Below are 21661 nucleotides of genomic sequence, written 5' to 3'. Positions count from 1 at the left end.
GAGCGGGTCCACCGCCCCGGGTGCTCACCCCACGGTGACGACGACCTTGCCGCGGGCGTGGCCGCGCTCCACATGACATACGCCCGCGGCGGTGTCGGCCAGGGAGTAGGTCCGGTCGACCACCGGGGTGAGACTGCCGGACTCGATGAGCGCGGTGACGGCGAGCAGGTCCTCGTGGGTCGGCCCGGCCGGCGCCGACGGCAGGATCGGGCGGAGCCGCTGCCGGGCGAACACGTCGACCGCGCTCGTCCGCAGCAGGGAGCCCATCGCCCCGAACACCCGGCCGGGCGAGCCGCCGCCGTTGGCCACCAGGGTCCCCGTGGGGGCGAGCGCCCGGCGCAGCCGGCCCAGCGGACGGTTGCCCACGTTGTCGAGGATCACGTCGTAGTGCGCGACCCGGTCGGTGAAGTCCTCCTGGGCGTAGTCGACGACGTGCGCGGCGCCCAGGGAGCGCACCAGGTCGACGTTGCGGGCGCTGCACACCCCGGTGACCTCCGCGCCCAGGGCGGCGGCGATCTGTACGGCGAACGTGCCCACGCCGCCGCCGGCGCCGTTGACCAGCACCCGTTGCCCGGCCCGCGTCCGGCCCACGGTCCGGATGCCGCGCAGCGCGGTCACCGCCCCCATCGGTACGGCCGCGGCCTGCTCGAAGGTCAGGCTCGCGGGCCTGGGCACCAGGAGTTCCGGCGTGGTGAGCGCGTACTCGGCGAAGGAGCCCGGGCAGAAGCCCAGCACCTCGTCGCCGGGCCCGAGTCCGCTCACGTCGGCGCCGACCGCCTCCACCTGTCCGGCCGCGTCGATCCCGGCCACCCGGCACTTCGGCCGGACCAGACCCACGGCTCCCAGCAGCCGCGCCACGTACGGGTCGCCGCGCATCATGTGCCAGTCGTAGGGATTGACCGCGGCGGCACGCACACGCACCAGCACCTGCCCGGCCCCGGCCACCGGCCGGTCGACGTCCGCCACCCGCAGCACCTCCGGCGGGCCGAACCGCTCCTGAACGATCGCCTTCATCCGGACCTCCTCCCGTAGGGGTGTACGGCGTACACCCCTATGACGGCACGGTAGGTGTACGCCGTACACCCGTCAAGGGGTGGGGGGAGGTGCCGCGGAAGGGAGTGCGTGAGGGCGACGAAGACGGCCGAGCGCCTCGGGCGGGCGCTACCGGGTCCCGAGCCGGAGCCGCTCCAGACCGTCCAGCGTCAGGTCCAGGGCGAACTCGAACTCGAACTGGTCGTCGCAGCCCGAGCCGACGACGGACTCCTGGTCGTGGGCGACCGCCATGGCCAGTTCGGTGATGTGGGGGTAGCGCGCGGCCATCTCCTCGGGCGCCAACGCGTCCGGATCCGGCTCGCCGTCGGACGAGTCCTGGAACAGCTCCTGGGAGAAGCCCAGCAGGCGACTGCCCATGACGTGCAGCGCGTGATGGACCAGGTCGACGGAGAACCCTCCGGCCCGGAAGATCCCGATCATCGAGTCCAGGTACGCCATGACCGCGGGCGTCGGGGTGGACCGCGCCTTGATCCGCGACTCGATGACCTCGGGCGCCCACGGGTGGCGCAGCAGCATGCGGCGGGCAGACAGCACCCGTCGGCGGACGGCGGTCTTCCAGTCGGTGTCGCCGGCCGGCGGGTCGATCTCCCCGACGAGGACGTCGATCATGCCGTCGAGCAGTTCGTTCTTGTTGGCCACGTGCTTGTACAGCGCCATCGGGACGACATCGAGCGCCTGCGCGATCTTGCGCATGCTGAGCGCGTCGACCCCGCCCTCGTCGGCCAGGGCGACGGCGGCGTCCAGCACCCGTACCTTGCTCAGCGGTGTGCGGGGCTGTGTGGCGGAGCCGGCCTGCGTGGTGATCCCCACCATCCCCTCTCGTAGGGGCAAGGCCCGGAGCCGACCGCCCTTCCCCTCGACGAAGGTACAACGTCCCCCCGGTGCGGCCGTGCGCGGGCGCCGGGCGGACGTCGGCTGTCGGTGCGTCAGGTACGTCAGGTGCCGGAGCATGCCCGAGCGGCGTCCGACCGGCGGCAACACCGACTCCGCCCACCGGGATCGGGACCCGGCGGGCGGAGGAGCGGCTTCGCCCGAAGGGAAGGCCCTAGCGGGCGAGCGAGCCTTTCTGGGCGTCGGACGCGGACTGCCACGCCTGCATGCCCGCGAGGGACGCCTCCTTGGCCTGTCGCCACTTCATGGCCGCCTGCTGACCGGGCGGCACCTCCATGCCGCGAATCATGCGCCGGCCTGCCGTGAACACGGCGACGGCCGCGATGGTCATGCCGAAGCACGCCACCACGGCACCGGCCGCGGTCAGCACGGCACCGGTCGTGAGAAGCCGGGTGTCGATCTCGATCGTCCGCTGGGACTGGTGAGGGCGATGGTTCATGGCTCCACCATCCAACGGGGGGAACCGCCTCGCATCCCGGCCGAGCTGCGTCAGGAACGACGTAAGCCCCTTCGCTCGAAGGGGCTCGGGGGTTCATCGCAGGTGGAAACGGTTCTTCCCGCGTAGCGAGAAGTGGGGCGGGTGGGACTCGAACCCACGGCCGACGGATTATGAGTCCGCTGCTCTAACCGGCTGAGCTACCGCCCCATAGCGGCGTGTCGCGTACATGTGTGCGCGCCGTCTGCCGCAGCATAGCCGCTCATACGATCTCACGCTTCGGCTGGTCGACCTTGTACGACCATGGAGACCGCGCTGCTGCCTGCGCGGTTCCCGTCGGCGTGACACCGACATGAAAAAGGACCCCTACGGGGTCCTCGTTCACGATGCTCCCCCGACTGGACTCGAACCAGTAACCTGCCGGTTAACAGCCGGCTGCTCTGCCAATTGAGCTACGGAGGACCGAGCTCCCCCGACTGGACTCGAACCAGTAACCTGCCGGTTAACAGCCGGCTGCTCTGCCAATTGAGCTACAGGGGAATGCCTCGTTGCATCGAACGTACCTACCTGGGTATTCGCCAGGGGGCGCTCGCTCGCTGCGACACATACATTAGCGCAAGCAGGGGGGTGCTCCGCCAATCGGTTCCCCCCGGCGCCGCTGACCGTGCCAGGGACGTACACAAGGGAAGGGTGGCCGTCATGCGCTACCGGCTCACGTTCGTCGTCGGACTCGCCGTGGGTTACGTGCTGGGCACGCGGGCCGGGCGGGAGCGTTACGAGCAGTTGAAGAAGTCCGCGCGTCAAGTCGCGCAGAACCCCGCCGTGCGCAACACCGCCGAGACGGCCGCGCAGCAGAGCCGCCAGTTCGCCGGCCGGGCCTATCACGTGGTGAGTGACAAGGTCGGCGACCGGATGCCGGAGTCGGTCGCCGGGCGGGTCCGTTCGCTGCGGGAGCGCAGCGCGCACGACGGCGGCGGGGACGACTGGGGCACCAGCAACACCTAGTGAGTGCGGGCCCGACACGGTCACCCCGCGCGGTGCGGCAGAATTTTCACCATGGGGATAGTCGCCGGGTTGGACAGTTCGCCCGATTTCACTCGTATCGTCGTCTGCGACGCCGACTCCGGAGCCGTGCTCAGGCAGGGCTACGCGCCGCATCCGCTGGAGGGGCCCGCGGGTGGGGCACGGCCCAGCGACGTCGATCCGCAGGCATGGCTGCTGTCCCTCGGTGAGGCGGCCGGCGGCGGCCTCCTGGAGGGCGTCCAGGCCATCGGTGTGTCCGCGCAGCAGAACGCCGTCGTGCCGGTGGACGCGCAGGGCAACACCGTGCGGCCCGCGATGGTCGGCGGTGACAAGCGGGCGCAGGTCGCGGCGGCCGATCTGATCGACGCGCTCGGGGGGCGCGAGGCCTGGGCGCAGGCCGTGGGGTCGGTGCCGCAGGCCGGACAGCCGGTGACCAAGCTGCGCTGGCTCGCCAAGAACGAGCCCGACGCCGCGCAGCGCACCGCCGTGCTGCTCCAGGCCCACGACTGGCTGGTGTGGCAGCTGCTGGGGCGGCCGGTCAGACGGACCACCGACCGGGGCGGGGCGTCCGGCACCGGCTACTGGTCCGCGGCCACCGGCGGCTACCGGCCCGACCTCGTCGAGCTGGCGCTCGGTCACCAGGTCATGCTGCCCGAGGTGATCGGCCCGTCCGAGGCGGCCGGCACGACCCCGGAGGGGCTGCTGATCTCCGCCGGCACCGGCGAGACCATGGCCGCCGCCTTCGGTCTGGGCATCGGGCTCGGGGACGCGGTGGTGTCCCTGGGCGCGTCCGGCTCCGTGATGGCCGTGCACCCCGAGGCGCTCGTCGACCAGAGCGGGATGATCACCTCCCTGGCGGACGCGACGGGCATGCATCTGCCGGTGGTCACCACCCTGAACGCCGTACGGACCCTGCGCGGCGCCGCCGAACTGCTCGGGGTGCCCGACCTGGAGAGCCTGTCCGAGCTGGCGATGAAGTCGACGCCGGGCTCGCACGGGCTGGTCCTGCTCCCCTACCTGGAGGGCGAGCGGACGCCGAACCTGCCGCACACCGCCGGCACCCTGGCCGGCCTGCGGCGCGAGTCGATGAAGCCCGAGCACTTCGCGCGGGCCGGGTTCGAGGGCATGCTGTGCGGGCTCGCGGACGCGCTGGACGTGCTGCGCGGGCGGGGCGTGGACGTACGGCGGGTCTTCCTGCTCGGCGCCGCGGCCGAGCTGCCCGCCGTGCAGGCGGCGGCGCCCGCGCTCTTCGGCGCGCAGGTCGTCGTACCGCAGCCCGCCGACTACGCGGCGATCGGGGCGGCGCGGCAGGCCGCGTGGGCGCTCGGGGCGCAGCAGGGCACGCTCGATCCGCGGACCCCGCCGGTCTGGCAGGGGGCGGCGGCCCAGGTGCTCGACCCGGGCGACGAACTGGCCGTGGGACAGGCGGTGCGCCAGCAGTACGTGTCCGTGCGGGAGCAGACGCATCCGGGAGCGTTCCGGGTGTGAGGCGCACCCACCAGAGGTGCGTGACGTGTACCCGTAAGGCCGCATAGCACATCGCTGTCGGCTTAATGGGTTGAGGTAACGCGGGTGGAGTGTTCCACGATAGGGGCCAGGGGCAACCAATGCCCCTCCCGCCGACTGCGAGAGACGTAGCGTGCTCATACGACTTCTGCGGACCTATCTCAGGCCCTACAAGAAACCCATCGCCCTGCTGGTGCTGCTCCAGTTCCTACAGACCTGCGCCACCCTCTACCTGCCCACCCTGAACGCGCACATCATCGACAACGGCGTGGTCGAAGGAGACACCGGCTACATCCTGTCCTTCGGCGGCCTGATGATCGGCATCTCGCTGGCCCAGGTCGTGTGCAACATCGGCGCCGTCTACTACGGCGCGCGCACGGCGGCGGCGCTCGGCCGGGACGTGCGGGGCGCCGTCTTCGACCGGGTGCAGTCCTTCTCCGCCCGGGAGCTCGGCCACTTCGGCGCGCCCTCGCTGATCACGCGGACCACCAACGACGTGCAGCAGGTCCAGATGCTGGCCCTGATGACCTTCACCCTGATGGTCTCGGCGCCCATCATGTGCGTGGGCGGCATCGTCATGGCGCTCGGCCTGGACGTGCCGCTGTCCGCGGTGCTGGTCGCCGTCGTCCCCGTGCTCGGCATCTGTGTGACGCTGATCGTGCGGCGGCTGCGGCCGCTGTTCCGGTCGATGCAGGTGCGGCTGGACACCGTGAACCGGGTGCTGCGCGAGCAGATCACCGGCAACCGGGTGATCCGCGCCTTCGTCCGCGACGGCTACGAGGAGGGGCGGTTCCGCAAGGCCAACGCCGATCTGACCGACATCTCCCTCAAGACCGGCAATCTGCTGGCGTTCATGTTCCCGGTGGTCATGACCACGGTGAACCTGTCGTCGATCGCGGTGGTCTGGTTCGGCGCCCACCGGATCGACAGCGGCGGGATGCAGATCGGCGACCTGACCGCCTTCCTCGCCTACCTCATGCAGATCGTCATGTCCGTGATGATGGCCACCTTCATGTTCATGATGGTGCCGCGCGCGGAGGTGTGCGCCGAGCGCATCCAGGAGGTGCTGGACACCGAGTCGTCGGTGGTGGTGCCGGTGGCCCCGGTGCGCGAGCTGCGCCGACACGGGCATCTGGAGATCCGGGGCGGCGGCTTCCGCTACCCGGGTGCCGAGGAGCCCGTTCTGAAGGCCGTCGACCTGGTGGCGCGGCCCGGTGAGACGACCGCCGTCATCGGCTCGACCGGCAGCGGCAAGTCCACCCTCCTCGGGCTGGTCCCCCGGCTGTTCGACGCCACCGACGGCGAGGTCCTCGTCGACGGGGTCGCCGTCGCCGAGATCGACCCCGTGCTCCTGGCGCGGACCGTCGGGCTCGTACCGCAGAAGCCGTACCTGTTCGCCGGTACGGTCGCCACCAACCTGCGCTACGGCAACCCGGACGCCACCGACGAGGAGCTGTGGCACGCGCTGGAGGTGGCGCAGGCCAAGGACTTCGTGAGCGGGCTGGAGAACGGGCTGGACGCCCCGATCGCCCAGGGCGGGACGAACGTCTCCGGCGGTCAGCGCCAGCGGCTCGCCATCGCCCGCACGCTCGTGCAGCGGCCGGAGATCTACCTCTTCGACGACTCCTTCTCCGCCCTGGACTACGCCACCGACGCGGCCCTGCGCGCGGCGCTCGGGCAGGAGACCGCGGAGGCGACCGTGGTGATCGTCGCCCAGCGGGTGGCCACCATCCGCGACGCGGACCGGATCATCGTCCTGGACGAGGGCCGGGTCGTCGGCACGGGCACCCACCGTGAGCTGATGGCCGACAACGAGACCTACCGGGAGATCGTGCTCTCCCAGCTGACGGAAGCGGAGGCCGCCTGATGGCCGGGCCCATGGGACGGATGATGGCCGGCACCGGTCCCGAGAACCGCTCGCTGGACTTCAAGGTGTCCGGCCGGCGGCTGCTCGCCCAGTTCAAGCCGGAGCGGCTCACCCTCTACGCGATGCTGTTCTGCGTGGTGCTCAGCGTCGGCCTGAACGTGATCGGGCCGAAGATCCTCGGCCAGGCCACCGACCTGGTCTTCTCCGGGATCGTCGGCCGGGAGATGCCGGCCGGCGCCACCAAGGAGCAGGTGCTCGACTCGATGCGCGAGCGCGGCGACGGCTCGGTCGCCGACATGCTGAAGAGCACCGACTTCACCCCCGGCAAGGGCATCGACTTCGACCGGGTCGGCGAGGTCCTGCTGTTCGCGCTCGGGGTGTTCCTGGTCGCCGGTCTGCTGATGGCGGTGGCGACGCGCCTGGTCAACCGGGCCGTCAACCGCACGATGTTCCGGATGCGCGAGGACGTCCAGACGAAGCTGTCGCGGCTGCCGCTGTCGTACTTCGACAAGCGCCAGCGCGGCGAGGTGCTCTCCCGGGCGACCAACGACATCGACAACATCGGGCAGACGCTCCAGCAGTCGCTGGGCCAGCTGGTCAACTCGCTGCTCACCATCGTCGGTGTGCTGGCGATGATGTTCTGGGTGTCGTGGCTGCTCGCGCTGGTCGCGCTGGTGACCGTGCCGCTGTCGGCGGTCGTCGCCACCCGGGTCGGCAAGCGGTCGCAGCCGCACTTCGTGCAGCAGTGGCGCTCCACCGGCAAGCTGAACGCCCACATCGAGGAGATGTACACCGGGCACACGCTGGTGAAGGTGTTCGGCCGCCAGCAGGAGTCGGCCGAGCAGTTCGCCGAGCAGAACGAGGCGCTGTACGAGGCCGGGTTCAGGGCGCAGTTCAACAGCGGGGTCATGCAGCCGCTGATGATGTTCGTGTCGAACATCAACTACGTGCTGGTGGCGGTGGTCGGCGGGCTGCGCGTCGCGTCCGGCTCGCTCTCCATCGGTGACGTGCAGGCCTTCATCCAGTACTCCCGCCAGTTCTCGATGCCGCTGACGCAGGTCGCGTCGATGGCGAACCTGGTGCAGTCGGGCGTGGCCTCGGCGGAACGGATCTTCGAGCTCCTGGACGCCGAGGAGCAGCAGGCCGACCCGGTCCCGGCACAGCGTCCCGCCGAACTGCGCGGGCGGGTGGCGCTGGAGGACGTGGCCTTCCGGTACGACCCCGAGAAGCCGCTGATCGAGGATCTGTCGCTGGCCGTGGAACCGGGCCACACGGTGGCGATCGTCGGCCCCACGGGCGCCGGCAAGACCACCCTGGTCAATCTGCTGATGCGGTTCTACGACGTCTCCGGCGGACGCATCACCCTCGACGGCGTCGACATCGCGTCGATGACCCGGGACGAACTGCGGGCCGGTATCGGCATGGTGCTCCAGGACACCTGGCTGTTCGGCGGCACCATCGCGGAGAACATCGCGTACGGCGCCTCGCGCGAGGTCACCCGGGGCGAGATCGAGGAGGCGGCGCGGGCGGCCCACGCCGACCGGTTCGTCCGGACCCTGCCCGACGGCTACGACACCGTGATCGACGACGAGGGCAGCGGGGTCAGCGCCGGTGAGAAGCAGCTGATCACCATCGCGCGGGCGTTCCTGTCCGACCCGGTGATCCTGGTTCTCGACGAGGCCACCAGCTCCGTCGACACCCGCACCGAGGTGCTGATCCAGAAGGCGATGGCCAAGCTGGCGCACGGACGCACCTCGTTCGTCATCGCCCACCGGCTCTCCACCATCCGGGACGCGGACACGATCCTGGTGATGGAGAACGGGTCGATCGTGGAGCAGGGCGCCCACGCGGAGCTGCTCGCGGCGGACGGGGCGTACGCCCGCCTGTACAAGGCGCAGTTCGCGCAGGCGGTCGCGGAGGTCGACTAGGCACCGCCGACAGGCACCACCGGCAGGGGCCGCTCTCCTCGGGAGGGCGGCCCCTCGTCAGTCCAGGTAGCCCCTCAGCTGGTCCGCGAAGGCGTGGTCGCGGAGCTTGTTCAGCGTCTTCGACTCGATCTGCCGTATCCGCTCGCGCGTCACGCCGAAGATGCGCCCGATCTCCTCCAGGGTGCGCGGGCGGCCGTCGACCAGTCCGTAGCGGAGCTGGACGACCTTCCGCTCGCGTTCGCCGAGGGTGGAGAGCACGGCTTCCAGGTGCTCCCGCAGGAGCAGGAAGGCGGCGGACTCCACGGGGCTGGCCGCGTCGCCGTCCTCGATGAGGTCGCCGAGGGCCACGTCGTCCTCCTCGCCGACCGGGGCGTGCAGGGAGACCGGCTCCTGGGCCAGCCGCAGCACCTCGCCGACGCGCTCCGGCGCCAGGTCGAGCTGGCCGGCGACCTCCTCGGCGGTCGGTTCGTAGCCGCGTTCCTGGAGCATGCGCCGCTGGACGCGGACCACCCGGTTGATCAGCTCGACGACATGGACCGGGACGCGGATGGTGCGGGCCTGGTCGGCCAGCGCCCGGGACATGGCCTGGCGGATCCACCAGGTGGCGTACGTGGAGAACTTGTAGCCGCGGGCGTAGTCGAACTTCTCGACGGCCCGGATGAGCCCGAGGTTGCCCTCCTGGACCAGGTCGAGCATGGTCAGGCCGCGCCCGACGTACCGCTTGGCGACGGAGACGACGAGCCGGAGGTTGGCCTCGATGAGGCGGCGCTTGGCCATCCGCCCCATGACGACCAGCCGGTCGAGGTCGAGGCCCAGTTCGCTGTCCAGGTCGGGGGTGCTGACCAGTTTCTCCTCGGCGAACAGACCGGCCTCGACCCGGCGGGCCAGCTCGACCTCCTCGGCCGCGCTGAGCAGCGGGATACGGCCGATCTCGCGCAGGTACTGGCGGAACAGGTCGGAGGACGGGCCGGCGCTCTCGGTGGCGCGGGCGGGCGGTTTCCGGACGGGCTCCGGGGCCTCGGGGGGCTCCGTCAGCGCCTCGACGGGCGGTTCCGCCTCCGGCTCCGTCTCCGGCGCCGTCTCCGTCTCCGTCTCCGGGTGGTGCGCGACACGGTTCTGCGGCGGCACCGCGGTCAGGACGTCGGTCTCGGCGTCCGCTTCCGTGCCGTCGGGCGGGCTGTCGGTCGTGCGGTCGGTCTGGGTCAGGGTCTGGGTCTGCACGGGGGCGACCTCCAGGATGATCGCTGCTGAGGCGAGCGGCAGCGGTACTTCGGGGGCGGATCCGGCGGCCATGCCGCTGTCCGTCCCGTACGCGATGAGCGGAACCGCGGGGGTGTGGGACCCGCTGGGGACGGATCGGCCGCGCTCCGAGGACTCAGGCACCGGAACCCAGTGTGGAGTACGACACATCGCCGCCACGAGGGGCGTGCGGTGACTTTTTGCGTCCGGTCCGTGACCGGGCGGTGACCGCGCCGGGCGCGACACGCTCAGAGAGCTGCGGCTCCGTGCTCGCGCAGGGCCTGGTCGTACTGCTGGAGGATCCAGAGTTCGTTCTGCACGGCGGCGAGTTGGGCCTGGTCGCCGGAGGCGGCGAGGCGGGCCAGCTGGGACTGGACGTCGCGGACGCGGCGCTCGACGGCGCGGCGGCGGACCTGGACGAGGACCGTGCCGGCGTAGACGTCGTCGACGGTGCGGCGCATGATCGGCTCGACGGCGAGTTCGGTGACCATGGCGCGGACCGTGTCGTCGGGGGCGGCCTCCCGGACCCGCACCAGGTACTCCTGGGCGTCCTGCGTCCCCCACTCGGCGCCGCCCGCGTCCTGCACGGTCTGGCGTACGGCGGCGTAGGGGGCGGCGGTGAACTCGTCGACGCCGTAGGCGTCGAAGGCCGGGGAGACCAGCTCGGGGCGCTGGAGGGCGAGCTTCAGCAGCTCGCGTTCCGTGGCGTAGACGGGGTTGCGGAGGGTGAGGGCCGGGCCCGACGCTGCGGCGCGCGGGGCGGCCTCGTACGGCTGGGAGGCGCGGTTGCCGGGGGCGGGGCCCGCGCCGCCCCGCTCGCGGGCCCAACGGGCCAGCTGGGAGACCCGCTTGACGACGAACTGGGTGTCGAGGATACCGAGCATGCCGGCGAGCTGCACGGCGACCTCGTGCTGGGCGCCGCTGTTCTTGATGCGGGCCACGATGGGGGCGGCCTCGTCCAGGGCGGCGGCGCGGCCGGCCGGGGTGTCGAGGTCGTAGCGGACGACGATCTGGCGCAGCGCGAACTCGAAGAGCGGCGTGCGGGGTTCGGTCAGGTCGGCGACCGCCTCGTCGCCCTTGGCCAGACGCAGGTCGCAGGGGTCCATGCCGTCGGGGGCGATGGCGATGTAGGTCTCGGCGGCGAACTTCTGGTCGTCCTCGAAGGCGCGCAGGGCCGCCTTCTGGCCGGCCGCGTCGCCGTCGAAGGTGAAGATCACGCGTGCGCTGCCGTTGTCCATCAGCAGCCGGCGGAGGATCTTGATGTGGTCGCCGCCGAAAGCCGTGCCGCAAGTGGCGATCGCGGTCGTCACACCGGCGAGGTGGCAGGCCATGACGTCCGTGTAGCCCTCGACGACGACCGCGCGGGAGGACTTGGCGATGTCCTTCTTGGCGAGGTCGATGCCGTAGAGCACCTGGCTCTTGCGGTAGATCGCCGTATCGGGCGTGTTGAGGTACTTGGGGCCGTTGTCGGCCTCGTAGAGCTTGCGGGCGCCGAAGCCCACCACGTCGCCGCCGATGTCGCGGATGGGCCACATCAGGCGGCCGCGGAAACGGTCGATGGGGCCGCGCCGGCCCTCCTGGGAGAGGCCGGAGAGGATCAGTTCCTTGTCGGTGAAGCCCTTGCCGCGCAGGAAGCGGGTGAGGTGGTCCCAGCCCTGGGGGCTGTAGCCGACGCCGAAGTGGACGGCGGCGGCCTGGTCGAAGCCGCGCTCGGCGAGGAAGATCCGGCCGGTGTCGGCCTCCGGGGCCTCGGCGAGCTGCTCCGCGTACCAGTCGGCGGCGATCTTGTGGGCCTCGACCAGGCGGATGCGTTCGCCGCGCTGGTGGGAGGGGTTGTAGCCGCCCTCCTCGTAGCGCAGCGTGATGCCGGCCTGGGCTGCGAGGCGCTCGACCACCTCGGAGAAGGTGAGGTGGTCGACCTTCATCACGAACGTGATGGTGTCGCCGCCCTCCTGGCAGCCGAAGCAGTGGAAGAGTCCCTTGCTCGGGCTGACCTGGAAGGACGGCGATTTCTCGTCGTGGAACGGGCAGAGTCCCTTGAGGTTGCCGCCGCCCGCGTTGCGCAGCTGGAGGTACTCGGACACCACGGCGTCGATCGGGACCGCGTCCCGTACCGCCTTCACGTCCTCGTCGTTGATCCGTCCTGCCACGCGTGAATTCTACGGGGGCGCGCCGACATCCCCTGCGAGCCGCGGCCCCTCCGAGGCGGCGCGACCCGGCACCGGCACCGGGCGCGGCCGGCCCCGCCCGGCCCGCACCGGCGAGACGGTTCCGGGCGGCCCCTAGGCGCCGAGGCTCTCCAGCGGCACATGGGGATCCGCCAGGGCCTCGGTGTCCACGGCGGCCCGCGAGGCGATCAGCTTCTGGATCGGCTCTGTGACATCCCACACGTTCACGTTCATCCCGGCGAGGACGCGGCCCTCCTTCACCCAGAACGCGATGAACTCCCGCTTGCCGGCGTCACCGCGGATCACCACCTCGTCGTACGACCCCGGCGGCGCCCAGCCGCTGTACTCCATGCCCAGGTCGTACTGGTCGGTGAAGAAGTAGGGCACGCGGTCGTAGGGGACGCCCTTGCCGAGCATCGCGCGGGCGGCCGCCGGGCCGCCGTTCAGCGCGTTGGCCCAGTGCTCCACGCGCAGCCGGGTGTCGAACAGTCCGTGCGGGAAGGACGCCACGTCGCCGGCGGCGTGGATGTCGGGGTCGGAGGTGCGCAGCAGTTCGTCCACCGCGACGCCCCCGCCGTGCGCGCGGTCGGCCAGGGTCAGCCCCGCCGCCTCCGCGAGCGCGGTCCGCGGGGCCGCGCCGATCGCCGCGAGGACGTCGTGCGCCGGGTGCTCCTCGCCGTCGTCGGTGCGGGCGGCGAGGACCATGCCGTCCTGGCCGACGATCTCGGTGAGCCGCACGCCGAAGCGGAACCGGACGCCGCGCTCGCGGTGCAGTTCGGCGAAGACATTGCCCAGCTCGGGGCCGAGGACGCTGTGCAGCGGTGTCGGGCCCGGTTCGATGACGGTGACCTCGGCGCCGTACTCGCGGGCCGCCGCGGCCACCTCCAGGCCGATCCAGCCGGCGCCGGCGATCACCAGGTGGCCGTTGTCGCGGCCCAGGGCGGTCAGGACGCCCTTGAGGCGCTCGGCGTGCGCGAGCCGGCGCAGATGGTGGACGCCCGCGAGGTCCGTGCCGGGGATGTCGAGCCGGCGCGGCTCGGCGCCGGTGGCCAGGAGCAGCTTGTCGTAGTGGACGAGCGTGCCGTCGTCGCCGAACCGGACCGTCTTCGCCGTGCGGTCGATCGCGTCGACGGTCTGGCCCAGGTGCAGCTCGATGTCGTTCTGCGCGTACCAGGCGGGCTCGTGCACGAAGACGGACTCGCGGGGCTCCTTGCCGAGCAGGAAGCCCTTGGAGAGCGGGGGCCGCTCGTAGGGGTGGTCGCGTTCGTCGCAGATCAGTATCACGCGGCCGGTGAAGCCCTCCGCCCGCAGCGTCTCGGCCGCCTTCGCTCCGGCCAGGCCTCCTCCGACGATGACGAATGTCTGATCCGCGTCGACCACGTGATGCCTCCAGATCGGGGGTCTGGGGGTGTCCCCCCAGAAAACACTGTGCGAACCGCCACATGCGAGCGTCCCGCACGGAGCGGGGCGGGGGAAGGGGGACGGGTCCGATCAGGCCATGGAGTGTTGCGGTTCGGGCCCGTTTGGACGTACCCGGTCAGGTCTGCTCATAGATGTCCGGTCAGCCGGGTGTGGAGCGAGCGGGCCGAGGCATCGGTGAGCGAGGCGATCTGGTCGACGACCACCCGCTTGCGCGCCCGGTCGTCGGCCGCCCGGTCATACAGGGCCCGGAACTGGGGGTCCAGTCCGTCCGGCGCGCGGGCGGTGAGCGCCTCGGCCAGCTCGGTGATGACCACCCGCTGGTCGGCGCGCAGCCGCGCCTGCTCCGCGCGCTGCATCACGTACCGGTCGGCGACCGCCTTGAGGACCGCGCACTCCAGGCGGGTCTCGTGCGGGACGACGAGTTCGGCGCCGTGACGGGTGAGGGGCCCCGAGCCGTACCGCGCGCGGGTGGCGGCCTCCGCGGCCAGGCAGAAGCGGCCGATGAGCTGGCTCGTCGCGTCCTTCAGCCGGGCCTGGGCGACCGCCGTGCCGTCGTAGCCGTGCGGCCACCACCGCGCGTCCAGGAGCCGGTCCAGGGCGGCGGCCAGCTCGGCCGGGTCGGTGTCCGCGGGCACGTACCGGCCGACGGCGACCCGGAAGACGTCCCGGCGCTCCGGTTCGGCGTGCAGCAGGTTGGGGTCGATGTGACCGGCGTGCAGGCCGTCCTCCACGTCGTGCACCGAGTAGGCCACGTCGTCCGCCCAGTCCATGACCTGCGCCTCGAAGCAGGTGCGGGTGCCGGGAGCCTCCTTGCGGATCCAGTCGAAGACGGGCCGGTCGTCCTCGTAGACGCCGAACTTGCGGGAGGCCAGGTCCGTGGGGTGGGCGCCGCGCGGCCAGGGGTACTTGGTGGCGGCGTCGAGGGTGGCGCGGGTGAGGTTGAGGCCGACGGAGCCTTCGTCGGTGAAGCGCTTGGGCTCGATACGGGTGAGGAGCCTGAGCGACTGGGCGTTGCCCTCGAAGCCGCCGCAGTCGTGCGCGAAGTCGTTCAGGGCCTGTTCGCCGTTGTGGCCGAAGGGCGGGTGGCCGAGGTCGTGGGAGAGACAGGCCGCCTCCACCAGGTCGGGGTCGCAGCCGAGCGCGGCACCCAGCTCACGGCCGACCTGGGCGCACTCCAGGGAGTGGGTGAGCCGGGTGCGGGGCGTCGCGTCCCAGACCGGGCTGCGCTCCCCCGGCGTGACCACCTGGGTCTTGCCCGCGAGTCTTCTGAGCGCCGAGGAGTGCAGGACGCGCGCGCGGTCCCGTTCGAAAGCGGTGCGGCCCGGGCGTTTGTCGGGCTCGGGCGCCCAGCGTTCTGTCGACTGCGGGTCGTAGGGCATGACTCGACAGTAAGCGGCGGCACTGACAAATGGGGGCGTACGTGCCTGTCCGGCTCAGGCGGCGTTGATCGAGCCGCTCACCCCCAGTGCCTGGTCGTAGCGGTGCAGCAGCAGGCTCGCCATCGCGGGGTGGGTGCCCAGGGGGGCCGAGGCCACCCACGGCGCCGCCTGCGCGCACTCCGTCGCGAAGCGGCCGGGGGCCGTGAAGTAGGAGGCGACGGCCACCCTGTCGCGGCCGCGCGCGGCCAGCGCGCGCAGGGCGTCGGGGACCGTGGGGGCCGCCGTGGAGGCGTAGGCGGCCACCACCGGGACGCCCAGACGCTTCGCCAGGAGCGCGGCCGTGCGGTTCGTGTCGAGCGCCGAGTCCGGGTCGCGGGAGCCGGCCGCCGCGAGGACGACCGCGCTCGTGCGGCGCTCCTGCGGCGTCATCCGCGTGCTCCAGCCCGCCTCCAGCAGGCGTGTGTACAGGGTCTCCACGAGCAGCGGGTGCGGGCCCAGCGGGGCCGCCACCCGTGCGCGCAGCCGTGCGCCGGCCGCCATCTCGGGGATGTCGCGCCGGACGTGGTAGCCGCGGGCGAGGAGGAGGGGGACCAGGACGGCGTCCGTCGTGCCGTGCGCGTCGAGGTCGGCCAGGGTGTCCGTCAGCAGGGGCTCGTTCAGCTCGATGTGGCCGAGGTGGACGGGCAGGCCGGGGCGCTGCTCGCGGACCCGGTCGAGGAGGGTACGGACGGTGCTCAGGGCGCGCGGGTCGCGGCTGCCGTGGGCGACGACGACCAGCGCGGGCGGCCCGGAGCGCCGCCGTCCGTCGAGCCGGACGAGGCTGAGCTGGCTGGTGAGCTGGGTGCTGATCCGGTTCATGAGGTACGCCGTACTGTCGAGGTGGGGTGCGGGCTCGTCGTACTCGGACTCGTCGTGCAACAAGGGCGACGCCGTCATGGATCGATCCTGGCGGCGGGAGGTTGCGCCGCCGTTGCCTGACCGTCACGAGTATTTTCCGTGCGTTCACGGCGGCGGTGCGGGCGGTGTGAGGTACGCCCCGCGCGGCGGGACGAACCGGATCGGCGTACGGCGCGTCTTCCCCGGCCGTAGGGGTTGCCGACCCGGGGAGAACACCGTATGGACATCCGTCGACCGCGTCTGCCGCGCACCCGTGCCGGACGGCGGCGGCTGGTGCAGGCCGTGATGGGCGCGTGCGTGCTCGCGCTGCTGCCGGCCACCTGGCTGTTCGTCTCGACGGCCGGCCGGCTGGGCACGACCGACGACGCGCCGCGCACCGAGGTGGCGGTGGTCTTCGGCGCCGGGCTGTGGGAGGGCGAGCCGTCGCCGTACCTGGCGCACCGGCTGGACGCGGCGGCGAGGCTGTACGGGCAGGGGCGGGTCGAGGTCGTGCTGGTCACCGGCGACAACAGCCGCGAGGACTACGACGAGCCCGACGCCATGCGCGCCTACCTCACCCGGCACGGCGTGCCCGACGCGCGGATCGTCAGCGACTACGCGGGCTTCGACACCTGGGACTCCTGCGTGCGCGCCAAGAAGATCTTCGGCGTCGACAAGGCCGTCCTGATCAGCCAGGGCTTCCACATCCGGCGGGCGGTGGCGCTGTGCGAGGCCGCGGGCGTCGAGTCGTACGGTGTCGGGGTCGACGCCAAGCACGACGTGACCTGGTACTACGGGGGCGCCCGGGAGGTCCTCGCGGCGGGGAAGGCGGCGCTGGACGCCGTGTTCGAACCGGACCCGCGGTTCCTCGGCCCGCGGGAGCCCGGGGTGCGGCGGGCCCTGGCCGCGGCCGAATGACCGGCCGAACGACCGGCCGGGCGACCCGGCCGATCGACCCGGCCCCGTCGCGCTCGGCCTCACGCGCGCCGGTGGCCCGCCGGGAGGGCACCACCACACCCCCGTAACAGGAGACCGCACGGCGTGTAACACGGCCGACGCACGCTGAACCGCATGCCGACCACCTCGACACCCACCCACTGCCCGTACTGCGCCCTGCAGTGCGGGATGGCCCTGTCGCCCCTGCCCACGGGGGGCGTCGAGGTGGTCGAGCGTGCGGACTTCCCGGTGAACCGGGGTGCGCTGTGCGGCAAGGGCCGTACCGCGCCGGCGCTGCTCTCGTCCCGGGTGCGGCTCACCTCCCCGCTGGTGCGTTCCGGCGACTCGCTCGTACCGGCCGGCTGGGACGAGGCACTCGACCGGATCGCCGGGCGGCTGGGGCGGATCCGGGACGAGCACGGGCCCGACGCGCTGGGCGTGTTCGGCGGGGGCGGGCTGACCAACGAGAAGGCGTACGCGCTCGGCAAGTTCGCCCGGGTCGTGCTCGGCACCTCGCAGATCGACTACAACGGCCGTTTCTGCATGTCGTCCGCCGCGGCGGCCGGCGTCAAGGCGTTCGGGCTCGACCGGGGACTGCCGTTCCCGCTGGAGGACATCCCGCGGTCCGGGTGCGTGATCCTCGTCGGGTCCAACCTCGCGGAGACCATGCCGCCCTCGCTCCGCTTCTTCAGCGAACTGCGGGAGAACGGCGGGACGCTGATCGTCGTCGACCCCCGCCGGACCAGGACCGCCGAGCAGGCCGACCTGCACCTGATGCCCCGGCCCGGCACGGACCTCGCGCTGGCACTCGGACTGCTGCACCTGATCGTCGCCGAGGGGCGGGTCGACGAGGAGTACGTCCGGGAGCGCACCACCGGCTGGGAGGAGGCCCGGGCGGCGGCCATGGCCCACTGGCCGGAGTACGTGGAACGGATCACGGGGGTGTCCGTTCCGCAACTCCGGGAGACCGTGCGGCTGTTCTGCGAACCCGAGGCCGCGATGGTGCTCACCGCGCGCGGGCCCGAGCAGCAGTCCAAGGGGACCGACACGGTCGGCGCCTGGATCAACCTGTGTCTGGCCACCGGCCGCGCGGGCCGCCCGCTCAGCGGCTACGGCTGCCTCACCGGGCAGGGCAACGGACAGGGCGGGCGCGAGCACGGCCAGAAGGCCGACCAGCTGCCCGGCTACCGCAAGCTGGACGATCCCGCGGCGCGACGGCACGTGGCGGAGGTCTGGGGCGTGGACCCGGACAGCCTGCCCGGCCCGGGACGCAGCGCCTACGAACTGCTGGACGCGCTCGGCGGGGACGTCCGCTCGCTGCTGCTGATGGGGTCCAACCCGGTGGTGTCCGCGCCGCACGCGTCCCATGTCGAGGAGCGCCTCAGGTCCCTCGACCTCCTGGTCGTCTGCGACGTCGTCCTGTCGGAGACGGCGGCCCTCGCGGACGTCGTCCTGCCGGTCACCCAGTGGGCCGAGGAGACCGGGACCACGACCAGCCTGGAGGGACGGGTGCTGCTGCGACGGCAGGCGATCAGCCCTCCGGACGGGGTGCGCAGCGACCTGGAGGTGCTGCGGGAACTCGCGGCGCGACTCGGCGTGGAGAAGGGCTTCCCGGCCGACCCCGAGGAGGTCTTCGAGGAGCTGCGGCGGGCCAGCGCGGGCGGGATCGCCGACTACTCCGGCATCACCTACGGGCGGCTGGCGGCGGAGAACGGGGTGTTCTGGCCGTGTCCGGCGCCCGCGGAGGCGCCGGGGAACGGAGCCGACGGCTCCGCACGGGACGCCGAACCCGCACGGGACCCGGGCTCCGGCTCCGGCTCCGGGCCGGACCACCCCGGCACGCCCCGTCTCTTCCTCGACCGGTTCGCCACGCCGGACGGCCGGGCCCGGTTCGTGCCGGTCACCCACCGGCCCGTCGCCGAGGAGCCGGACGACGACTACCCCGTCCTGCTCACCACCGGGCGGGTCGTGGCCCAGTACCAGTCCGGTGCCCAGACCCGCCGGGTGGACGAGCTGAACGCCGCCGCGCCCGGCCCGTTCGTCGAGCTGCACCCCCGGCTGGCGGCGCGCATCGGGGCGGCCGAGGGCGATCCCGTGTCGGTGGTGTCCCGGCGGGGCCGGGCCGTAGCGCCGGCCCGCATCACCACCGGCATCCGCCCCGACACCGTCTTCATGCCGTTCCACTGGCCGGGCGAGGGCCGCGCCAACACCCTGACCAACCCGGCCCTCGACCCGACCTCACGGATGCCGGAGTTCAAGGTGTGCGCGGTGCGGGTGGAGACGGCCGAGTCGTAGGCGTACGGGGCGAGTTCGCCCGTACGACGGGCGCCATACGCCCTAGGGGGTGTCTCGTCGATCAGGCCGGACCCCGCGAGCCCGGCATGATCGGCGAGACGCCCCCTAGGCCGTGTCCGGCAGTCGCAGGGCCAGGCCGTCCAGGACGACGTCCAGGCCGTACCTGAACTTGGCGTCGCGGAGTTCGACCGGGTCGGTCGGGTCGGTCGTGCCGGCGGTGTACTCGTCGGCGGGGAGACCGTAGGAGGCGGCGGCCTGCTGGGCGGCGGGCATCAGGCGGGCGATGAACCCGGCCTCGGACTCGCCGGAGCGGGCGACCGTGGTGAGCCAGGCCGCCTCGGTGGTGCTCACGCCGATGACGTAGTTCAGCGGTGGCTCCAGGGCCCGGGCCGGCTCGGCGAAACCGGCCGCGGTGAACAGGGCGGCGAGCCGCTGGATGAACGACATCAGGTTGGGGCCGAGGTAGGCGAGGCCGGCCTGCCCGAGGACCGAGGACAGCCACGGGTGCCGCAGCGCCACCGCGCGGAAGGAGCACGCGGCCTCGGTGACGGCGGCCCGCCAGTCGGGGGCGTCGGCGGGCGGTACGTGGATCTCGGCGGCGACCTGGTCCACGGCGAGCTCCATCAGCTCGTCCTTGGTGGCCACGTGCCGGTACAGGGAGGTCGCGCCGGCGTTGAGGCGGGCGCCGAGCTTGCGCATGCTGAGCGCCTCGACGCCGTCGGCGTCCAGCATCACGACCGCCTCGCGGACGATCGCGTCCCGGCTGAGCGCGGGCTGGTCGGGCTCGCGCTTCTGCCGGGCCCAGACGGACGGGACGGGGTTCGGGTTCTTCGTCGCGGCGGCCACGGGCCTCCCCTTCGTCTTCCTCGGTGCCGGGTTCCGCGGCGTCGTCCTCCGCGGTGCGTACATCGTGCGCTTCAGCGTACAGAGTCCACGAGGAGCGCACACCGTTCAAGGCTTGCGAACACTGTTCCGCCGTGCGTACAGTGTTCGCATCGAACGGAACACCGTACGCAGCAGCCGGAACAGTGTTCGCAGCGCAGGAACGCTGTGCGCACGACGAAAGGACGCCCTCATGGAAGCCCTGGTGGAAGCCCGCGATCCACGACGCTGGTGGATCCTCGTCGTGCTCTGCCTGAGCACGGTGGTCCTGACGATCGACAGCATGGCGCTCACCGTCGCGGTGCCCTCCATGACCGCGGACCTCGGTGCGAGCGCCCAGGACACCCAGTGGATCCTGGACTCCTACATCCTGGTCTTCGCCGGCCTCCTGCTCACCTCGGGCGGCCTCGGTGACCGCTTCGGGCGCCGGCGGGTGATGCTGATCGGCCTCGTCCTCTTCGGGGCGGCCTCCCTGGCGGCCACGCTCTGCACCAGCCCCGGCGAGGTGATCGCCGTCCGCACCGCGATGGGGGTCGGCGGGGCGCTGATCATGCCGTCCACGCTCTCGATCCTCATCACCGTCTTCGACGAGCAGGAGCGCGGCAGGGCGATGGCGGCCTGGGGCTCGGTGTCCATGCTGGGGCTGGTCGGCAGCCCGGTGCTCGGCGGTGTGCTGATCGACCGGTTCACCTGGCACTCGATCTTCCTGATCAACGTCCCGGTCGTGCTGCTGGCCCTCGTCGCCGGGGTGGCCCTGATGCCGGAGTCCCGGGCGCCCTGGCAGAAGCCGGACCCGCTGGGTGCCGTGCTCTCCGCGGTGGGCATGACCGCCCTGATCTGGTGGATCATCGAGATCCCGGAGCACGGCGCCCTGGGCGGCCGTTCGGCCCTCACCCTCGCCGTCGCGGTCGTCGCCCTCGCCGGGTTCGTGGTCTGGGAGAACATGACGAAGGCGCCCATGGTCCCGCTGGTCCTCTTCAAGCACCGCAACTTCAGCGGCGGTTCGCTCTCGCTGGCCCTGGTCCAGATCGGCAACGGCGGTCTGCTGCTGGTCCTCACCCAGTACCTTCAGTTCGTCCTCGGGTACTCCCCCGTCGAGGCGGGCCTGGCCTTCCTGCCCCTCGCGGTCGCCGCGCTGATCGGCAACGGCGCGGGCGTGAAGCTGGCCGAGCGGATCGGCAACCGGTTCGTGATCCTCGCCGGCATGCTGGTGATGGTCGCCTGCTTCGCCCTGCTGACGACGGTCGGCGCCGGCTCGGGCTTCACCGCCGCGGCGATCTCCCTCGGTCTGCTCGGCCTCGGCGCCGGTCTCGCGATGCCGGCCGCGGTCGGCGCGCTGATGAGCACCATCCCCGAGGACAGGGCGGGCGTCGGCTCGGCCCTCAACGACACCATCCAGCAGGCCGGCACCGCCCTCGGCATCGCCATCCTCGGCTCCCTGCTGACCAGCGGCTACGCCGCCGGGATGCCCGCCGACGCCCCCGAGGCGGCCCGCCGGTCGATCGGCGGCGCCCTGGCGGTGGCCGGCCAGGACACGGGCCTGGCGCGGGCGGCCCGGGAGGCCTTCACCGACGCGATGGCGACGACCTTCACGGTCAGCGCGATCGGCGTCCTGGCCGCGGCGGTCCTGGCGACGCTGGTGATGCGGGACAGCAAGCCGGACCGCGCGGCCGAGACCCCGCGGCAGGAGCGGGAACCGGTGGCCTGACACATCCGGGGAGGACGCGAGGAAGGCCGGCGCCGCGAAGGCGCCGGCCTTC

Annotated in this window: 16 protein-coding genes and 3 tRNA genes; 7 read left to right on the top strand and 12 right to left on the bottom strand. The window is 72.3% G+C overall.

Annotation, left to right across the window (positions count from 1 at the left end; all coding sequences use genetic code 11):
- Positions 1-24 precede the first annotated feature (24 nt).
- The 6 genes from IE275_RS31175 to IE275_RS31150 form a co-directional block, all read right to left on the bottom strand.
- Entirely contained in the window at positions 25-1014 is a 990-nt protein-coding gene (locus IE275_RS31175) for an NAD(P)-dependent alcohol dehydrogenase (RefSeq protein WP_189715326.1), read from the bottom strand.
- A 147-nt stretch (positions 1015-1161) separates the two neighbouring features.
- On the bottom strand, positions 1162-1866 hold the full coding sequence (locus IE275_RS31170) for a TetR/AcrR family transcriptional regulator (RefSeq protein ID WP_189715324.1): 705 nt from the start codon (positions 1864-1866) through the stop codon (positions 1162-1164).
- A 232-nt stretch (positions 1867-2098) separates the two neighbouring features.
- Positions 2099-2383, bottom strand: a complete 285-nt coding sequence (locus IE275_RS31165; protein ID WP_189715322.1) for a hypothetical protein — start codon at positions 2381-2383, stop codon at positions 2099-2101.
- Positions 2384-2516: 133 nt separating this feature from the next.
- Positions 2517-2590 (bottom strand) — tRNA-Ile (locus IE275_RS31160).
- 179 nt (positions 2591-2769) lie between these two features.
- Positions 2770-2842: transfer RNA gene (locus IE275_RS31155), tRNA-Asn, on the bottom strand.
- 5 nt (positions 2843-2847) lie between these two features.
- Positions 2848-2920: transfer RNA gene (locus tag IE275_RS31150), tRNA-Asn, on the bottom strand.
- Positions 2921-3079: 159 nt separating this feature from the next.
- Between IE275_RS31150 and IE275_RS31145 the strand changes: the two genes are divergently transcribed.
- The 4 genes from IE275_RS31145 (at position 3080) to IE275_RS31130 (ending at position 8704) form a co-directional block, all read left to right on the top strand.
- A complete protein-coding gene (locus IE275_RS31145; RefSeq protein ID WP_189715320.1) occupies positions 3080-3385 on the top strand; it encodes a YtxH domain-containing protein in 306 nt (101 codons plus the stop codon).
- Positions 3386-3436: 51 nt separating this feature from the next.
- The gene (locus IE275_RS31140; RefSeq protein ID WP_189715318.1) at positions 3437-4891 is read left to right on the top strand and encodes a xylulokinase; all 1455 of its coding nucleotides are present in this window, start codon (positions 3437-3439) and stop codon (positions 4889-4891) included.
- A gap of 151 nt (positions 4892-5042) precedes the next feature.
- The gene (locus tag IE275_RS31135; RefSeq protein WP_189715317.1) at positions 5043-6776 is read left to right on the top strand and encodes an ABC transporter ATP-binding protein; all 1734 of its coding nucleotides are present in this window, start codon (positions 5043-5045) and stop codon (positions 6774-6776) included.
- Positions 6776-8704, top strand: coding sequence for an ABC transporter ATP-binding protein (locus IE275_RS31130; RefSeq protein WP_189715315.1), 1929 nt, complete (start codon positions 6776-6778; stop codon positions 8702-8704). The genes IE275_RS31135 and IE275_RS31130 overlap by 1 nt, the downstream gene beginning before the upstream one ends.
- A gap of 57 nt (positions 8705-8761) precedes the next feature.
- Here IE275_RS31130 and IE275_RS31125 read toward each other — a convergent pair whose 3' ends face one another.
- From IE275_RS31125 to IE275_RS31105, 5 genes are all read right to left on the bottom strand, one after another.
- The gene (locus IE275_RS31125) at positions 8762-10087 is read right to left on the bottom strand and encodes an RNA polymerase sigma factor (RefSeq protein WP_189715313.1); all 1326 of its coding nucleotides are present in this window, start codon (positions 10085-10087) and stop codon (positions 8762-8764) included.
- A gap of 104 nt (positions 10088-10191) precedes the next feature.
- Positions 10192-12093: a DNA primase gene (gene dnaG, locus IE275_RS31120; protein WP_189715311.1), complete on the bottom strand. Its 1902-nt coding sequence runs from the start codon at positions 12091-12093 to the stop codon at positions 10192-10194.
- A 132-nt stretch (positions 12094-12225) separates the two neighbouring features.
- A complete protein-coding gene (locus IE275_RS31115; protein ID WP_189715310.1) occupies positions 12226-13491 on the bottom strand; it encodes an NAD(P)/FAD-dependent oxidoreductase in 1266 nt (421 codons plus the stop codon).
- A gap of 167 nt (positions 13492-13658) precedes the next feature.
- Positions 13659-14912: a deoxyguanosinetriphosphate triphosphohydrolase gene (locus tag IE275_RS31110; RefSeq protein ID WP_189715308.1), complete on the bottom strand. Its 1254-nt coding sequence runs from the start codon at positions 14910-14912 to the stop codon at positions 13659-13661.
- Between the two features lie 54 nt (positions 14913-14966).
- Positions 14967-15848 carry a sirohydrochlorin chelatase gene (locus tag IE275_RS31105; protein ID WP_189715306.1) on the bottom strand — a complete coding sequence of 294 codons (882 nt, stop codon included), beginning with the start codon at positions 15846-15848 and terminating at the stop codon, positions 14967-14969.
- Positions 15849-16028: 180 nt separating this feature from the next.
- On the opposite strand from IE275_RS31105, the gene IE275_RS31100 reads away from it, so the two are divergent.
- Together IE275_RS31100 and IE275_RS31095 are read left to right on the top strand one after the other, a co-directional pair.
- Positions 16029-16706 carry a SanA/YdcF family protein gene (locus IE275_RS31100; RefSeq protein ID WP_189715304.1) on the top strand — a complete coding sequence of 226 codons (678 nt, stop codon included), beginning with the start codon at positions 16029-16031 and terminating at the stop codon, positions 16704-16706.
- Positions 16707-16859: 153 nt separating this feature from the next.
- Positions 16860-19019, top strand: a complete 2160-nt coding sequence (locus tag IE275_RS31095; RefSeq protein ID WP_189715303.1) for a molybdopterin oxidoreductase family protein — start codon at positions 16860-16862, stop codon at positions 19017-19019.
- 105 nt (positions 19020-19124) lie between these two features.
- Here IE275_RS31095 and IE275_RS31090 read toward each other — a convergent pair whose 3' ends face one another.
- Positions 19125-19865: a TetR/AcrR family transcriptional regulator C-terminal domain-containing protein gene (locus IE275_RS31090; RefSeq protein ID WP_229870742.1), complete on the bottom strand. Its 741-nt coding sequence runs from the start codon at positions 19863-19865 to the stop codon at positions 19125-19127.
- Between the two features lie 229 nt (positions 19866-20094).
- Between IE275_RS31090 and IE275_RS31085 the strand changes: the two genes are divergently transcribed.
- Positions 20095-21609: an MFS transporter gene (locus tag IE275_RS31085; RefSeq protein ID WP_189715299.1), complete on the top strand. Its 1515-nt coding sequence runs from the start codon at positions 20095-20097 to the stop codon at positions 21607-21609.
- Positions 21610-21661: the final 52 nt, after the last annotated feature.

This window comes from Streptomyces phaeofaciens (assembly GCF_014648915.1).
Classification (GTDB): Bacteria; Actinomycetota; Actinomycetes; order Streptomycetales; family Streptomycetaceae; genus Streptomyces; species Streptomyces phaeofaciens.
Note: the sequence above shows the minus strand (reverse complement) of the source record. Positions and strands in the feature narration are given on the sequence as shown.

Bases quoted from the DNA above. Each gene is read 5' to 3' on its own strand.
- IE275_RS31175 (WP_189715326.1), bottom strand. From the start codon at position 1,014: ATGAAGGCGATCGTTCAGGAGCGGTTCGGCCCGCCGGAGGTGCTGCGG.
- IE275_RS31170 (WP_189715324.1), bottom strand. From the start codon at position 1,866: ATGGTGGGGATCACCACGCAGGCCGGCTCCGCCACACAGCCCCGCACA.
- IE275_RS31165 (WP_189715322.1), bottom strand. From the start codon at position 2,383: ATGAACCATCGCCCTCACCAGTCCCAGCGGACGATCGAGATCGACACC.
- IE275_RS31145 (WP_189715320.1), top strand. From the start codon at position 3,080: ATGCGCTACCGGCTCACGTTCGTCGTCGGACTCGCCGTGGGTTACGTG.
- IE275_RS31140 (WP_189715318.1), top strand. From the start codon at position 3,437: ATGGGGATAGTCGCCGGGTTGGACAGTTCGCCCGATTTCACTCGTATC.
- IE275_RS31130 (WP_189715315.1), top strand. From the start codon at position 6,776: ATGGCCGGGCCCATGGGACGGATGATGGCCGGCACCGGTCCCGAGAAC.
- IE275_RS31110 (WP_189715308.1), bottom strand. From the start codon at position 14,912: ATGCCCTACGACCCGCAGTCGACAGAACGCTGGGCGCCCGAGCCCGAC.
- IE275_RS31105 (WP_189715306.1), bottom strand. From the start codon at position 15,848: ATGACGGCGTCGCCCTTGTTGCACGACGAGTCCGAGTACGACGAGCCC.
- IE275_RS31100 (WP_189715304.1), top strand. From the start codon at position 16,029: ATGGACATCCGTCGACCGCGTCTGCCGCGCACCCGTGCCGGACGGCGG.
- IE275_RS31095 (WP_189715303.1), top strand. From the start codon at position 16,860: ATGCCGACCACCTCGACACCCACCCACTGCCCGTACTGCGCCCTGCAG.
- IE275_RS31085 (WP_189715299.1), top strand. From the start codon at position 20,095: ATGGAAGCCCTGGTGGAAGCCCGCGATCCACGACGCTGGTGGATCCTC.